Origin of the sequence: Hydrogenophaga pseudoflava NBRC 102511, from assembly GCF_001592285.1 — a bacterium.
GTDB lineage: Bacteria > Pseudomonadota > Gammaproteobacteria > Burkholderiales > Burkholderiaceae_C > Hydrogenophaga > Hydrogenophaga pseudoflava.
Genome location: NZ_BCWQ01000006.1, coordinates 50,795 through 65,958 on the forward strand (window position 1 = coordinate 50,795; position 15,164 = coordinate 65,958).

Annotated in this window: 11 protein-coding genes; 1 reads left to right on the top strand and 10 read right to left on the bottom strand. The window is 64.0% G+C overall.

The features are described from left to right. Nucleotides 1–19: 19 nt before the first annotated feature. From zapE to HPS01S_RS09010, 8 genes are all read right to left on the bottom strand, one after another. A complete protein-coding gene (gene zapE, locus HPS01S_RS08975; protein ID WP_066154222.1) occupies nt 20–1,117 on the bottom strand; it encodes a cell division protein ZapE in 1,098 nt (365 codons plus the stop codon). Between the two features lie 13 nt (nt 1,118–1,130). After that, nucleotides 1,131–2,558, bottom strand: coding sequence for a dihydrolipoyl dehydrogenase (lpdA, locus tag HPS01S_RS08980; protein WP_066154225.1), 1,428 nt, complete (start codon nt 2,556–2,558; stop codon nt 1,131–1,133). A gap of 63 nt (nt 2,559–2,621) precedes the next feature. Beyond that, a complete protein-coding gene (gene odhB, locus HPS01S_RS08985) occupies nt 2,622–3,884 on the bottom strand; it encodes a 2-oxoglutarate dehydrogenase complex dihydrolipoyllysine-residue succinyltransferase (RefSeq protein ID WP_066154228.1) in 1,263 nt (420 codons plus the stop codon). An 89-nt stretch (nt 3,885–3,973) separates the two neighbouring features. Next, entirely contained in the window at nt 3,974–6,850 is a 2,877-nt protein-coding gene (locus HPS01S_RS08990; protein WP_066154231.1) for a 2-oxoglutarate dehydrogenase E1 component, read from the bottom strand. Between the two features lie 241 nt (nt 6,851–7,091). Continuing rightward, the gene (locus HPS01S_RS08995; protein WP_066154234.1) at nt 7,092–7,466 is read right to left on the bottom strand and encodes an ArsR/SmtB family transcription factor; all 375 of its coding nucleotides are present in this window, start codon (nt 7,464–7,466) and stop codon (nt 7,092–7,094) included. A gap of 129 nt (nt 7,467–7,595) precedes the next feature. Continuing rightward, entirely contained in the window at nt 7,596–9,497 is a 1,902-nt protein-coding gene (locus tag HPS01S_RS09000) for a propionate--CoA ligase (protein ID WP_066154237.1), read from the bottom strand. Between the two features lie 108 nt (nt 9,498–9,605). After that, nucleotides 9,606–10,202 (bottom strand): isochorismatase family protein, encoded by a 597-nt coding sequence (locus HPS01S_RS09005; protein WP_066154240.1) that lies wholly within the window; start codon nt 10,200–10,202, stop codon nt 9,606–9,608. 72 nt (nt 10,203–10,274) lie between these two features. Continuing rightward, the gene (locus tag HPS01S_RS09010) at nt 10,275–11,066 is read right to left on the bottom strand and encodes a TetR/AcrR family transcriptional regulator (protein WP_066154243.1); all 792 of its coding nucleotides are present in this window, start codon (nt 11,064–11,066) and stop codon (nt 10,275–10,277) included. A gap of 270 nt (nt 11,067–11,336) precedes the next feature. Between HPS01S_RS09010 and HPS01S_RS09015 the strand changes: the two genes are divergently transcribed. Next, on the top strand, nt 11,337–11,897 hold the full coding sequence (locus HPS01S_RS09015; RefSeq protein ID WP_066154246.1) for a C40 family peptidase: 561 nt from the start codon (nt 11,337–11,339) through the stop codon (nt 11,895–11,897). An 89-nt stretch (nt 11,898–11,986) separates the two neighbouring features. Here HPS01S_RS09015 and HPS01S_RS09020 read toward each other — a convergent pair whose 3' ends face one another. Further along, complete coding sequence (locus HPS01S_RS09020) at nt 11,987–12,835, bottom strand: 2OG-Fe(II) oxygenase (RefSeq protein ID WP_066154702.1); 849 nt, start codon at nt 12,833–12,835, stop codon at nt 11,987–11,989. Between the two features lie 142 nt (nt 12,836–12,977). Then, nucleotides 12,978–15,146, bottom strand: coding sequence for a PAS domain-containing protein (locus HPS01S_RS09025; protein WP_066154249.1), 2,169 nt, complete (start codon nt 15,144–15,146; stop codon nt 12,978–12,980). Nucleotides 15,147–15,164 lie beyond the last annotated feature (18 nt).

Consider the following 15,164-nt stretch of genomic DNA (forward strand, 5'->3'; position numbering starts at 1 on the left):
TGGAGCCTGAACGGGCTGATCACGTCAGCCCGGTATCGACGGTCCGGTGCGCCAGCGCCAGATATTCGGCTGACTGCATCTCTCCCAGGCGCGAAACTGTCCTGGGGAATTCGTGTGCCATCGGGCCATCGGTGTAGAGCTGCTCAGGCGACACCGCAGCCGACATCACCAGCTTGACACGGCGGTCATAAAGCACATCGATCAGCCAGGTGAAACGGCGCGCTTCCGATGCTTGGCGCACCGCCATCTGCGGCACATTGGACAGCAGCAGCGTATGAAACTGTGAGGCGATTTCCAGGTAGTCGTTCTGCGAACGTGGACCACCACAGAGCGTCTGGAAGTCGAACCAGATCACGCCACCCGCCCGGCGCCTGGAACGGATCTCGCGCGACTCGATGTGCATCACCGGGTCCTCGTCGTGCGCCTCGGCCAGTTCGCCAAAGGTTTTGTCCATCGCAGCATCGGCTGCCTCGCCCAGTGGGAAGTGGTAGAGCTCGATGTGCGTCAGCGTGCGCTGGCGGTAGTCGGTGCCGTTGTCGACATTGATCACTTCCAGCTTTTGCTTGAGCAGCTCGATGGCCGGCAGAATGCGGTCACGGTGCAGGCCGTTGGGGTACAGGCCATCGGGATGGAAGTTGGACGTGGTGACAAAACCCACTCCCGCCTTGAACAGCGCGTCCAGCAGGCGGTGCAGGATCATGGCGTCTGTCACGTCCGCCACGTGGAACTCGTCGAAGCAGATCAGCTTGTAGCGCTCGGCGATGCGCCGCCCCAGCTCGTCCAACGGATTGACCGTTCCTTGCAGGTCGCGCAGCTCGCGGTGCACTTCCCGCATGAACTCATGGAAATGCAGCCGCGTCTTGCGCCTGATCGGGACCGCGTTGAAGAAGCAGTCCATCAGGAAGCTCTTGCCGCGCCCCACCCCACCGAACATGTAGACCCCGCGCGGAATCTCCGGCTTGACGAACATCTTCTTCAGCGCATTGGAACGGCGCTGCTTGTACGTCGTCCATTCGGCGGCACACCGCTCCAGCGCGTCAATGGCACGCTGCTGGGCGGGGTCGGTGGTGTAGCCGCGCTGCTTCAGCTCGGCTTCGTAGGTGGCGCGGACCGACAAGGGCGAACCTGTGTCAGAAGTTCAGGGTGCGCTTGTCCACGGCCAGAGCCGCTTCCTTGGTCGCTTCCGACAGCGAGGGGTGCGCGTGGCAGATGCGGGCGATGTCTTCGGCGCTGGCCTTGAACTCCATGGCCACCACGGCTTCGGAGATCAGCTCGGAAGCCATCGGGCCCACGATGTGCACGCCCAGGATTTCATCCGTCTTGGCGTCGGCCAGGAACTTGACCATGCCGGTCGTGTCGCCCAGTGCGCGCGCACGACCGTTGGCCAGGAACGGGAACGTGCCGGCCTTGTACGCCACACCATCGGCCTTGAGCTGCTGCTCGGTGCGGCCGACCCAGGCGATTTCCGGGCTGGTGTAGATGACCCAGGGGATGGTGTTGAAGTTGACGTGACCGTGCTGGCCGGCGATGCGCTCGGCCACCGCCACGCCCTCTTCTTCCGCCTTGTGCGCCAGCATCGGGCCGCGCACCACATCGCCCACCGCCCAGACGCCCGGCAGGTTGGTTTTGCAGTCGCCGTCGACCACGATGGCGCCGCGCTCGTCCAGCTGCAGGCCCACTCCTTCAGCGTTCAAGCCAATGGTGTTGGGCACGCGGCCGATGGAGACGATGAGCTTGTCGGCGTCCAGCGACACCGCTTCGCCCTTGGCGTTGGTGTAGGCCACATTCACGCCCTTCTTGCCGGTCTTGATCTCGCCGACCTTCACGCCGAGTTCGATCTTCAGGCCCTGCTTGTCGAAGGCCTTCTTCGCTTCCTTGGCGATCTGCTCGTCCACCGCGCCCAGGAAGGTCGGCAAACCTTCGAGGATGGTGACCTCCGCCCCCAGGCGGCGCCAGACCGAGCCCATTTCCAGGCCGATCACACCGGAGCCGATCAGCGCCAGCTTCTTGGGCACGGCACCGATGCGCAGCGCACCGTCGTTGGAAAGAATGAGCTCTTCATCGAACGGCACGCCTGGCAAGGCACGCGCGTTGGAGCCGGTAGCCACCACGACCTGCTTGCCAGTGATCACCTCTTCGGCGGCACCCGCCACCTTGATCTGGTAGGCACCATCGGCGGCAGCCACGAAAGAGCCGCGACCGTGGAAGAACGTGACCTTGTTCTTCTTGAACAGGTAGAGGATGCCGTCGTTGTTCTGCTTCACGACAGTGTCCTTGCGGCCGACCATCTTCGCCACGTCCATCGTCACCTTGCCGGTGCTGATGCCGTGGTCGGCAAAGTGGTGGTTGGCGTGCTCGAAATGCTCGGAAGATTGCAGCAGGGCCTTGGAGGGAATGCAGCCGACATTGGTGCAGGTGCCACCGGGCGCGGGACCGCCGGCAGCGTTTTTCCACTCGTCTATGCACGCGACCTTGAAGCCCAGCTGGGCGGCGCGGATGGCCGCGATGTAGCCGCCGGGGCCGGCGCCGATCACGACGACGTCAAATGCTTGAGACATGTTTGTTCCTGAATGGGGTTGGACAAACGCCCCCGAAGGGGCGTCTGCAAAGTCACGGTTCGATCAGATGTCGAAGAGCAGGCGGGCCGGATCTTCCAGCGCTTCCTTCATGGCCACCAGACCCAGCACGGCTTCGCGGCCGTCGATGATGCGGTGGTCGTAGGACATAGCGAAGTAGTTCATCGGGCGCACCACGACCTGGCCGTTTTCGACCATGGCGCGGTCCTTGGTGGCGTGCACGCCCAGGATCGCCGACTGCGGCGGGTTGATGATGGGAGTGGACATCATTGAGCCGAAGGTGCCGCCGTTGGAAATGGAGAACGTACCACCGGTCATGTCGTCGATGCCCAACTTGCCGTCCTTGGCCTTCTGGCCGAACTCGGCGATCTTCTTCTCGATGTCGGCGAAGCTCATCTGGTCGGCGTTGCGCAGGATGGGCACCACCAGACCGCGTGGCGAACCGACGGCGATACCGATGTCGAAGTAGCCGTGGTAGACGATGTCGTTGCCGTCCACCGAGGCGTTGAGGATCGGGAACTTCTTGAGGGCGTGCACGGCCGCCTTGACGAAGAAGCTCATGAAGCCGAGCTTGACGCCGTGTTCCTTCTCGAACTTCTCCTGGAACTTCTTGCGCATCTCCATGACCGGGGCCATGTTGATTTCGTTGAAGGTGGTCAGGATGGCGTTGGTCGACTGCGACTGCAGCAAGCGCTCGGCCACGCGGGCCCGCAGACGGGTCATCGGCACGCGCTCTTCCGGACGGTCACCCAGGTCGGGCGCGACCACCGCCACCTGCGGCAGCACCTTGGTGGGCGCGCCGGTAGGAATGGCGGCAGGAGCAGCAACCACGGCCTTGGGAGCGCTGGCGGCGGCCAGCACGTCGCCCTTGGTGACGCGACCGTCCTTGCCTGTGCCGGCCACGGAGCCAGGGGCCATGCCGTTGTCGGCCATCAGCTTGGCGGCGGCGGGCATGGCCACACCGGCCTTGCTGGCAGAAGCAGCGGCCACAGGGGCCGCGGCGGCTGGTGCGGGAGCAGCCGCAGCCGGTGCGGGGGCGGCTGCCGGAGCAGCGGCGCCGGCCACAGCGGCGGTGTCGATCCTGGCGATGACCTGGTCGGCGGCCACGGTGGCACCGTCGCCCTGCACGATCTCGACCAGCACGCCACCGGCGGGCGCCGGGCACTCGAGCACGACCTTGTCGGTCTCGATCTCGATCAATATCTCATCGGCGGCGACAGCTTCACCGGCCTTTTTCTTCCACTGCAGCAGGGTGGCTTCGGCCACGGATTCGGAGAGCTGCGGAACCTTGACTTCTACGATTGCCATGTTTGTTCTACCTGGAATGTTTCGAGGGGCGTGGCCCAGAGGCTGCCCCGGCACGGGGCCGGGGCGCGAGGCTCACAACGCCGGAACGTTTATTTGGTGAGGATGAAGCCCTTGAGCTTGGCGAAAGCGGCCTCGATGAGGGCCTTCTGCTGGTCCTGGTGCAGGTGGGCATACCCCACTGCCGGCGAGGCCGAGGCCGCACGGCCAGCGTAACCCAGCTTCTGGCCTTCGAGCATGTTCTCGTGCACCTGGTGCTGCACGAAGAACCAGGCGCCCTGGTTCTGCGGCTCGTCCTGGCACCACACGATGTCGGTGGCGTTCGGGAAACGCTTGAGTTCGGCGCCGAAGACCTTGTGCGGGAACGGATAGAGCTGCTCGACACGGATGATGGCCACGTCGTCTGCACCCTTCTCCTCGCGCTTCTTGACCAGGTCGTAATAGACCTTGCCCGAGCAGCAGATCACGCGCTTGACCTTGTCGGCCTTCTTGATCACCGCCTCGTTCTGCTCCGGGATCACGGTCTGGAAACCACCCTTGGTGAACTCGGACAGCGGGGAGGTCGCGTCCTTGTTGCGCAGCAGGGACTTGGGCGTGAAGATCACCAGCGGCTTGCGCAGGTTGCGCACCATCTGGCGACGCAGCAGGTGGAAGATCTGGCTGGCCGTGGTGGGCTGGCAAATCTGCATGTTGGTGTCGGCAGCCAGTTGCATGAAGCGCTCGACGCGGGCCGAACTGTGCTCGGGTCCCTGGCCTTCGTAGCCGTGCGGCAGCATCAGCGTCAGGCCGTTGGCACGGCCCCACTTCACTTCGCCAGAAGCGATGAACTGGTCGATCACCACTTGGGCGCCGTTGGCAAAGTCACCGAACTGGGCCTCCCAGACCACCAGCGTGTTCGGGTCGGAGCCGGCGTAACCGTACTCGAAGCCCAACACAGCCTCTTCAGAGAGGATGGAGTCGATGACAACGAACGGGGCCTGGCCCTCACCCACGTTCTGCAGCGGCACATAGGTGCCTTCGTTCCACTTCTCGCGGTTCTGGTCGTGGATCACGGCGTGGCGGTGCGTGAAGGTGCCGCGACCGCAGTCCTCGCCCGACAGGCGCACCGGATAGCCCGAAGCGACCAGCGATGCAAAGGCCATGTGCTCACCCATGCCCCAGTCCACGTTGATCTCGCCACGACCCATGGCCGCGCGGTCGTCGTACACCTTCTTGACCAGCTGGTGCGGGGTCACCGTGGCGGGAATGGTCGTGATCTTTTCGGCCAGGCGCTTCCACTCGGCCAGCGGAATCGCAGTGTCGGCCTGGTCGGTCCACTTCTTGCCCAGGAACGGCGACCAGTCGACCGAGTACTTGCTCTTGAAGTTGGTCAGCACCGGATCGACCGTGTGCTTGCCGGCGTCCATGGCGGCGCGGTAGGCCTTGACCATGTCGTCACCGAGGGCCTCGCCCAGACCTTGGGCGGCCAGCTTGTCGGCGTACAGCTTGCGCGTGCCGGGGTGCTGAGCGATCTTCTTGTACATCAGCGGCTGGGTCAGGCTCGGGGTGTCCTGTTCGTTGTGACCCAGCTTGCGGAAGCAGATGATGTCCACCACCACATCCTTGCGGAAGGTCATGCGGTATTCCAGCGCCAGCTGGGTAGCCAGCACGACGGCTTCCGGATCGTCACCATTGACGTGCAGCACCGGCGACTCGACACCCTTGACGATGTCGGTGCAGTACAGCGTGGAGCGCAGGTCGCGCGGGTCGGAGGTGGTGAAACCGATCTGGTTGTTGATGATCAGGTGCACCGTGCCGCCGGTGGTGTAGCCACGGGTCGCGGCCAGCGCCAGGGTTTCCTGGTTCACACCCTGGCCGGCAAAAGCGGCATCGCCGTGCACCAGCACCGGCAGCACCTGCTTGCCCAGCGGATCGCCTCGGCGGTCCATGCGCGCGCGCACCGAGCCCTCGACCACCGGGTTGACGATTTCCAGATGGGAGGGGTTGAAGGCCAGAGAGAGGTGGACCGGACCGCCGGGGGTGGTCACGTCGGAGCTGAAGCCCTGGTGGTACTTCACGTCGCCAGCGGGCAAGTCCTCGGGGGCGGTGTGGTCGAACTCGGCGAACAGGTCCTTGGGCATCTTGCCCAGGGTGTTGACCAGCACGTTCAGGCGACCGCGGTGGGCCATGCCGATCACGATTTCCTGCACACCCTGTGCACCGGCCTGCTGGATCAACTCGTCCATGGCGGCGATGAAGCTCTCACCACCTTCGAGCGAGAAACGCTTCTGGCCGACGTACTTGGTGTGCAGGAAACGCTCCAGCCCTTCGGCCGCCGTCAGGCGGTCGAGGATGTGCTTCTTCTTCTCGGCGTTGAAGGACGGCTTGGAGCGGATGGACTCCAGCTTTTCCTGCCACCAGCGCTTCTGCGCCTGGTCGCTGATGAACATGTATTCCGCACCGACGCTGCTGCAGTAGGTTTCGCGCAGCGCGTTGATGAGGTCGCGCAAGGACATGACTTCCTTGCCGAAATAGGTGTTACTGGTGTTGAAGACGGTCTCGAAATCCGCGTCTGTGAAACCGTAGAACGAAGGATCAAGCTCGGGGATGTTTTCGCGCTCGGTGCGCTTGAGCGGATCAAGGTCGGCCCAGCGGCAGCCGACGTTGCGGTAGGCGGCAATGAGTTGCTGCACAGCCACGCGCTTGCGACCCAGGTCGGAGTCGGCACCGGCGGCCATGACCACCTTGGTTCCGCCCTGCTTGGCGCGCTCGGCAAATGCGTTGATGACGGGCTGGTGGGGAACGTCGCGAGCGTCGGTGCCGTCAACGGCAGGGACGTGCTGCAGGGCATCGAAGTAGCCGCGCCAGTTGTCTGGCACGCTGCCCGGGTTCTCCAAGTATTTTTCGTACATCTCTTCGACGTAAGGGGCATTGCCCCCGAAGAGATACGAGTTGCCCTTGTAGGCAACGTAGACGTTCGTCTCGCTCATTGATCCGCTGACCTCCGTTTCCCTCTGGGAAACATTAGCTGGTTAAAACAACCTTCCGCGACACGGCTGAACCGGTTGGCGGATGCGACAGTGACTTTGGAAGGACCTGACTGCAGCCTGCGATTGTGCCACCACGAGCACCTGCCGGCAAATCGAATGCCGGGGATGTTCGCAGCAGCTCAGGAAAACGGCATGCTGTGTTGCTTGCCGACGAAGAGCGCGTCTGTTGTGAACGCGGGCTTCAGGATCCCACACGCGGGGACAAACGCTCGGACGCGGGCACAGCGCTGGGTTCGTCCATCTCGATGGCGATCTGGGTGCACACCGTGCGGCACAGGGTCACCGCCTTCTCGCTCTGAACCCGGTAGATCACCTGCGTGCCCTCCTTGCGCTTGGCCAGGACGCCGGCGCGGTACAGCAGATTCAGGTGCTGGGACAGGTTGGGCTGAGTGGTCTGGATTTCCTGCAACAACTGCGAGACCGATTTTTCCTTGTCGCACAGCGCGCTGAGGATGCGCAACCGCATCGGCGTGGCCAGCACACCGAACAATTCGGCGGCCAGTTCGAACACCCGGACTTTCTCGGTTTGGGCATCCGTCCCGATCATTTGTTCCATGGCTTTCCGCGAGGTTGTCAATATAAGCATGCATGATACTGACAAGACCCACCAAACCCAATGCCCTCATACACCAGGGGGTTCAAAAAAAACGGCGCCCCCTGGCGCCGTCGATCAGCCGCGCAGCTCTCAGGACTGCATGTCCCTGATCTGCTGCAGGGCCGCCGGGTCGTCCATGGTGGTGAGATCCCCCGGATCGCGCCCCTCGCATACCGCCTGAATCGCGCGGCGCAGCAGCTTGCCGCTGCGGGTCTTGGGCAGCACACCCACGAAGCGCACACGGGCCGGGCGCGCCACCGCCCCGAGCTGCTCGTCCACCAGCTTCATGACCTCACCCTCAAGCTTGAGCAGTGCCGCCTCGTCGCCCAGAAGCGCGGTGTCCTTGAGCACGGCGAACGCCATGGCCACCTGGCCCTTGAGCTGATCAGCAACCCCCACCACCGCCACTTCGGCGATCTTGGGGTGGCTGGAAATGCTCTCTTCGATTTCGCGGGTACCCAGGCGGTGGCCAGCGACGTTGATCACGTCGTCGGTGCGCCCGAGGATGAAGTAGTAGCCGTCCTTGTCGCGGATGCCCCAGTCGAAGGTGCTGTAGACCTGCCGCCCCGGTACGCTGGACCAGTAGGTCTTGACGAAGCGCGCGTCGTCGCCCCAGATGGTCTGCATGCAGCCGGGCGGCAGCGGGCCTTCGACTGCGACCACGCCTTTGACGTCGCTACCGTGCAGCTCTTCGCCGGTCTGGTCGTCCAGCAACTTGACGTTGTATCCGTAAACCGCCTTGCCTGGCGAGCCGAACTTGCTCGGCGCCTTTTCCACCCCGTTGCAGATCGCCAGGATCGGCCACCCGGTCTCAGTTTGCCAATAGTTGTCGACGATGGGCTTGCCCAGCTCGTCAGAGATCCACTTGGCGGTCGGTTCGTCCAGCGGCTCGCCGGCCAGGAACAGCGCTTTGAGCGAAGACAGGTCGTACCTCTTGATGAACGAGGAGTCGTACTTTTTGAGCACGCGCACCGCCGTCGGTGCGCTGAACATCACCGACACCTTGTACTTCTCGACCAGGCTCCACCAGATACCGGCGTCCGGACGGATCGGCAGACCTTCGTACATGATGGTCGCCATGCCACCGATCAGCGGGCCGTAGATGATGTAGCTGTGGCCGACCACCCAGCCGATGTCGCTGGTGGAGAAATAGGTCTCGCCGGGCTCGCCCATGTAGATGTGCTTCATGGATGCGGCCAAGGCCACGGCGTAGCCGCCGGTGTCGCGCTGCACGCCCTTGGGCTTGCCGGTGGTGCCACTGGTGTAGAGGGTGTAGCTCGGGTGCGTGGCGTCGACCCATTCGCAGGGCACGACGACATCCATCACCTTGGCGCGCTCGGTCGCATAGTCGACATCGCGCCCCTCCACTGCCGTGAATGCGGCAAGACCCCGGTTGACCATCACGACCTTGCCCGGCTTGTGCGACGACAGCCGGATGGCCTCGTCCAGGAGCGGCTTGTACTCGACCACCTTGCCGCCGCGCGAACCGGCATCTGCGCTCACGATGGCCACCGGCGAAGCGTCCTCGATGCGGCTGGCGAGAGAGTGGCTGGCAAAACCGCCAAACACCACCGAGTGAATGGCACCGATGCGAACGCAGGCCAGCATGGCAAACGCGGCCTCGGGAATCATGGGCATGTAGATCAGGACCCGATCCCCCTTCTTGACGCCCTGCGCCTTCAGGATGGCGGCCATGCGCTGCACCTCGGTGTGCAGCTCACGGAAGCTGTAGGTCTTCTCGGTATCGGTCTCGGTCGACACGAAGATCAGCGCATTCTGGTCCGGCCGGTCCCTGAGGTGGCGGTCCACCGCGTTGTGGCAGAGGTTGGTCAGACCGCCCTCGAACCAGCGTGCGAACGGCGGGTTGTCGTAGTTGCAAACCCGGTCAAACGGTTTGTGCCAATCCACCAGCTGCGCCTGCTCGGCCCAGAAAGCGTCGCGGTCGGTGATCGAGCGCTGATGAAAGGCCTCGAAGCCCTGCGGGTTGCCCATGTAAGTCTCCTGGGTGGTGGATCAAACTGAATTCATAATTATGAATCCCAGACTTTCTGGAGTCTGACACGACGATGGCGGGACCTCTGCGCCCGCCACCTTCCGAACTTACTTGATCAGCGCGTGAATCTCGCGGAAATCCGGGTGGTCGGCCGAACGCAGCCACTCGAACAACACCATCTCGGTGGTCACCAACTCGCATCCCGTGCCCGCCAGGCGGTCGAACGCCGCATCCCGGTTGCGCTCGGTGCGCGAGGCGCAGGCATCGGTGACCACCCACACATCCATTTCCTCCTCCACCAGATCCAGCGCCGTCTGGAGCAGGCAGACATGCGCCTCACATCCGGCCAGGACCACGGTGTTCCGCGGATGGGCCGCTGCAGCCGGCTTCTGCAGATGTTTGGGCAGGCTGCGGGCGTTGCCACCTTTGGTCGCGGGGCGCAGACATTCCAGCAGGCCATCGGGAACGGCACTGAAGTGCATCTTGGCGAGCGTGCGCTGGCAAAGGTCGCGCAGGCCCGGGTCGTTGGGCCCCAGCTTGGCGGGGTTCTGCTCGGTTCCCCACACCGGCACGCGCAGGCGACGTGCCGCCTGGGCCAGCCGGCGCGCGTTGGCCAGCACAGGCTCACGCTCCGGCAGCGCCGCCATCAGGCGCTCTTGGTAGTCGACCAGAACAAGTTGGGAGTCGGAAGCTTCGAGCAGCATGAAAAAATCCTGAAACTGTTCGTGCGGACTGCACGAACCGAGGGGCGATTGTGACAAACAGGTGCAGCGCGATCACATGGAGAAGAGGTCACCCTGCCCCGCCCCGTCGGCGTCCTGCTGCGTAGCGGCCAGGGCCTGGTCCATCCATTGCTGGAGGCTCTGCACAAACCGCGATTCCATCAGCGCCCGCCCCTCACCCCTTTGAGGCCCCTGCAACACCAGCAGTCCCAGCCCGTAGGCCAGCACCTCGTCGTGCAACTGCTGGGCGGCATCCGGCGTCAGTCCGCAGGTCTGGAGGGTTTCCAGGCAGGGCTGCAGCGCGTCCGCCAGGCGCCCCTGCAGCACCGACGCCGATACACCCGCCTCGCCAGCAGCCTCCTGCACACCGTGTCCGCCGTGCAGGACCAGCTCCAACCGCTGGGCGTCACCCGCCAGCCACGCCCACCAGGCCACCGAGCGCTCGATGAACAAGGTTCGCGCCAGCGCCGCCTGCGCAGAAGACACCGGACTGCCGTCCCTGCGCGGCCGGACTGTGCGGTCACCGCGCGGCGCCCTGATGCCAGACACCAGGTCGGCCAGTTCCTGCACGACGCGTTGCTGCAACGCGGACAGGATCGCCTCCCGCCCCGGGAAGTAGGCGTAAAGCGCACCGGCGGTGTAGCCCGCACGCTGTGCCAGCTGCCGCATGTTGAAGCCCTGCCCCCCGGCCTCCTGCCACAGCGCCCAGGCCACATCCAGCAGCTGTTGCCGCCGCTCGTCACCAAAACGCTGCTGCCGCGCCTGGCGGTCGGCCATGCGCTGCTGTTGCTGGCGAAGCTGTTCCGGCGTCAGGACCGGGGTGATGGCATCGAATTTGACTGACATGGCTCGATTGTCTATTTCCTTGGTGTTTGTTTGATTATATGAACGCGGTTCATTTAATTAAATCAAGATTTTCCGTTTGTTGGTGATTTGTTAGAACAAAACCATTCCAGCAGTTCTCCTCTTGGTTTTCTGGTTGAACACCAAGTGAGTCATTCCATCTAAATGCCAACAACGCCCGGTTCCTGACCGTCGAAAACTTCAACAGAATCAAAGGGATTGGCAACAGAACCTCGCTTGACTTCGGAGCAGTGCTTCGCTTAAGCTGCCTCGATGCGTGTTCTCTGTGTCGCCGCTCTTCTTCTGGGATGTGCCTTGTGCCAGGCCGCCCCCAACGACCAGGAGCCCGACGAGATGGTGCGAATGCTGGAGGAACGCGGAGTGATGGCTCGGCTGGGCTCACAGCTGCAGCAGGCCAGAAGCGACATGGGAGAACGTGCATCCGATCTGGTGGTGCGCGCCATGGGGTTCCTGGGCGTGCCATACCGCTACGGCGGCAACAGCGTGGACACCGGCTTTGACTGCAGCGGCCTTGTCCGGGCGGTCTATGAACAATCCTTCGGCAAGATCCTTCCCCGCCGGGCCGACCAGCAGGCGGCTGCCACGGAGGTCATTGACCGCAGCGACCTCAAGCCCGGCGACCTCGTTTTCTTCAACACCATGAGACGTGCGTTCAGCCATGTGGGCATCTACCTGGGCGAAGGCAAGTTCATCCACGCCCCTCGCGCCGGAGGTGCCGTACGCGTGGAAGACATGCGTGTGGCTTACTGGCGGACACGGTTCAATGGCGCGCGCAGGGTGCCACTGAGCAGCCAGGACGTCGGCAGTCCCTGACCTGTTGCGGTTGATCACGCGCCACCCGCAGCGGGGACAGGTCAGCAAAAAGGCGCCGCAAGGGCGCCCTTTTTGTAGAGTCCTGGCGCTCAGCCGCGCTTCTGGATCGTGCGCCTGAAGTAGCGCTCGCGCACTCGGCGCGCCGTGCGCCAGAGCACCGGGGGGGCGAAATCCTGGCCCAGGCGCCACATCACACCAGAGAAGCTCTCCTCCGGCCGCGACTTGAAAATGGTGGTGTGGATGCCGTCCGCCTCGCCTTTCGGACGCCCGTTGGTGTAGTAGTACAGCGCCAGCGACTTGCGGGTCATGTCCTCCGGACAGTTCAGGGGGTCCGGATGGCCGTGGAAGGAGTCGCTGGTGGTGGTGAAGATCGCCAGGCGGTTGAACACCGGCAGGATCTTGTCGCCGCAGAACTTGGTGTCCTTGTCCCACAGCTCAAGGTACCCACCGTACTCCTCCTTCCAGTCCTTGTTCAGGTACAGCAGCACGTTGATGCGGCGGTCCAGGAAGGTGCTGTCGTGCTTGTTGAAGTCGGCGTGCAGCTTCAGCAGGCCTCCGCGACGGATCTGGTGCAGGCCCCCCCCGCGCAACAGCGGGTCGGGAATCAGGTTGTCGATGCCGGTGAGCTTTTCGAGGAACTGCAGGAACGGGATCGAGTGGAACTGGTAGAACAGTTGGCGGGTCACCGGGCCGAACTGGGTTTCGTCGGCGCAGACCAGCTTGATCTCGGTCTGGCGGTTGTAGTTGTGCCAGTCGATGTCGGCGGGCTTCGGAAACTCGGCCAGCACCGCCTCGGCCACATCCGGGGGCAGGAAGTTGTCCAGGTGGATGTGGGGGAACGGATTGCCCTTGGCGTACCGCTCCGCGTTATCCACAGCCAGTTGAAGGTACTTGGGATCGTCAAACACAAAACGATCGCTCAGATCCACGGTGGACATGTCCATGCGCTCCTCAGGAAGGGGTCGGGTCGATCCGACAAAACCTGACGATGCTAGGTCGCAAGACTTAAGATGCGTTTAAGCGTTCAGCCATCGTGGTCTGGTCGCTGGCGGTGCGGCCTGCCGCATCCTCATGCGGACATCAAGCCTGGGCAGCGGGCACCGGTGGCAGCGCGATACAGAACGTGGCACCCTCACCTGGCGCCGCCACGGCGACGAGCTCACCGCCATGACGGTGCACGATGCGCTGCACCGTGGCCAGACCGATGCCGATGCCGGGAAACTGGTCCTCCCGGTGCAACCGCTGAAATGGCTGGAACAGCCGGTCAGCGTGGGCCATGTCGAAGCCCGCACCGTTGTCCGAGACGCATATGCCATGCAGCCCAGTGACACTCCCCGCATGCACACGGATCTCGGGGTCCGGTGTCGCACCGGTGTACTTCCAGGCGTTGTCAAGCAGATTGGTCATCACCGAGGCCAGCATGCGCTCGTCACCGGTGACCTCCAGCCCTTCCTCGACATAGGTGCGCACCTGCCGACCGGACTCCTCGGCCAGCTGTGCCAGTCGCTGACGGGCCAGTGCGGACACATCCACCCGGTCGAGGCGAAGATCCCCCCGGCTGCTTCTGGAGAGCGCCAGGATGCCTTCTATCAGCTGGCCCATGCGCGCAGCGGACTGGTGAATCCGGTCCAGATAGACCCTGGCCTGGTCGGGCAGTGTGTCGCCGAAATCTTCCTGCAGCGCCTGCGAGTAGCCGCTGAGCGCCCGCAATGGTGCGCGCAGATCGTGGGAGACCGCATAGGCGAAGGTCTCCAGTTCCCGGTTCGCGGCGCTGAGCTCGGCGGTGCGCTCGGAGACACGAAACTCCAGTGTGGCGTTCATCTCCCGCAACGTGGCCTCGGCCGACTTGAGCGCGTCGATGTCGGTGTGGGTGCCCAGCATGCGCAGCGGCCTGCCGTCCGCGGACCGCTGCTCGATCTGTCCCAAGGACAGGATCCATTTCCAGCGCCCGTCCCTCGTGCGCAGTCGGAATTCGACGCGAAACGCCGCCTGGCGGCCCGCGAGGTAGTCCTCCAGCAGGCGCGGAATGCGGGCCTGGTCTTCGGGGTGGAGCCGTTCGCGCCACGATGCGAGGGTCTCGCGGAAATCGGCCGGGTCGTGGCCGAGCATGACCGCGTACTCGGGACTCACGGTGGTTTCACCGGTTTCCAGGTTGAGGTCGTACAGCCCCTGACTGGCTGCCGCCAGGGCCAGGCGCAGCCGTTCTTCGCTGTCGTGCAGGGCCATCTCCGTGGCCCGTCGACCACTGATGTCGAGAAATGTCACCGCGCAAAGGCCCTCGCCCGCCCGGAAAGCGGAAACCGAAAAGAAGGTGCCCAGACGTTCGGACCCTTGCTCGAACTGCCGCGACTCGCCTGTCAATGCCACCCGGCCGTAGGTGCCGATCCAGTCCGCTTCGTCGCCCTCGATACCCGGCAGCACCTGCGTCAGCCGTTGCCCCATGACCTTGACCAGGTCCAGACCCGTGACATCGGCCAGATGGCGGTTGGCGGCAAGGATCACCAGATCCACCGGTCTGCCCTGTCCGTCCTGAACCAGTTCGAACAATACAAAACCAGTGTTCATGTTCTCGAACAGGGAGCGGTAGCGGGCCTCGGACTCGATCAGCCGCAGCTTGGCCTGCGTGCGTTCGGTGATGTCGCGCGAAATGCCGAAGGTGCCTCGGATGTGTCCCTGGGCATCGCGCAGCGGCCCCTTGGTGGCCAGAAATACCCTTCGCCCCTGCGCCGTGTCCAGGTGCTCCTCGTTGGTCTCCACACGGCCAGACGCCAGCACCCGCCGGTCGATGCCCCGGATCAGCGTCGCCTGTTCGGCCGGGAAAGCAGCCCCGTCGTCCTGGCCGAGCAAGGCGCTGGCGGGACGCCCCACATAGCGGGCCGCGGCGTCGTTGACCAGCAGGTAGCGTCCCTGCTCGTCCTTGGCGAAGATGGCGTCGCTGGAGCTCTGGGCGATGGCGGTGAGCAGCTCCAGGGCCCGGGTCTTTTCTTCCGCCTGGGCCTGTTCGCGCCGATGGGAGGCGTTCAGCCGTCCGACCAGCCGGCGGACCAGCACATACAGCAGCAGGGTGGTGACGACGACGAAGAACCAGCCCTTGAGCATGCTGGCCTGCACGAGCGCCTCGGGGTCGTGCCACAGCAGGCCCATCGCGCGGTCCGACAGCAGGATCCAGAGACCGGCAAACGCGGCATACACCAGCGCCACACGCAGGGCACCATGCGCCAGATTGATTCGTTCGTTGGATGTGTTCACTGGAATCCGGGCCGATGA

Bases quoted from the DNA above. Each gene is read 5' to 3' on its own strand.
- lpdA (WP_066154225.1), bottom strand. From the start codon at position 2,558: ATGTCTCAAGCATTTGACGTCGTCGTGATCGGCGCCGGCCCCGGCGGC.
- odhB (WP_066154228.1), bottom strand. From the start codon at position 3,884: ATGGCAATCGTAGAAGTCAAGGTTCCGCAGCTCTCCGAATCCGTGGCC.
- HPS01S_RS08990 (WP_066154231.1), bottom strand. From the start codon at position 6,850: ATGAGCGAGACGAACGTCTACGTTGCCTACAAGGGCAACTCGTATCTC.
- HPS01S_RS08995 (WP_066154234.1), bottom strand. From the start codon at position 7,466: ATGGAACAAATGATCGGGACGGATGCCCAAACCGAGAAAGTCCGGGTG.
- HPS01S_RS09000 (WP_066154237.1), bottom strand. From the start codon at position 9,497: ATGGGCAACCCGCAGGGCTTCGAGGCCTTTCATCAGCGCTCGATCACC.
- HPS01S_RS09005 (WP_066154240.1), bottom strand. From the start codon at position 10,202: ATGCTGCTCGAAGCTTCCGACTCCCAACTTGTTCTGGTCGACTACCAA.
- HPS01S_RS09010 (WP_066154243.1), bottom strand. From the start codon at position 11,066: ATGTCAGTCAAATTCGATGCCATCACCCCGGTCCTGACGCCGGAACAG.
- HPS01S_RS09015 (WP_066154246.1), top strand. From the start codon at position 11,337: ATGCGTGTTCTCTGTGTCGCCGCTCTTCTTCTGGGATGTGCCTTGTGC.
- HPS01S_RS09020 (WP_066154702.1), bottom strand. From the start codon at position 12,835: ATGTCCACCGTGGATCTGAGCGATCGTTTTGTGTTTGACGATCCCAAG.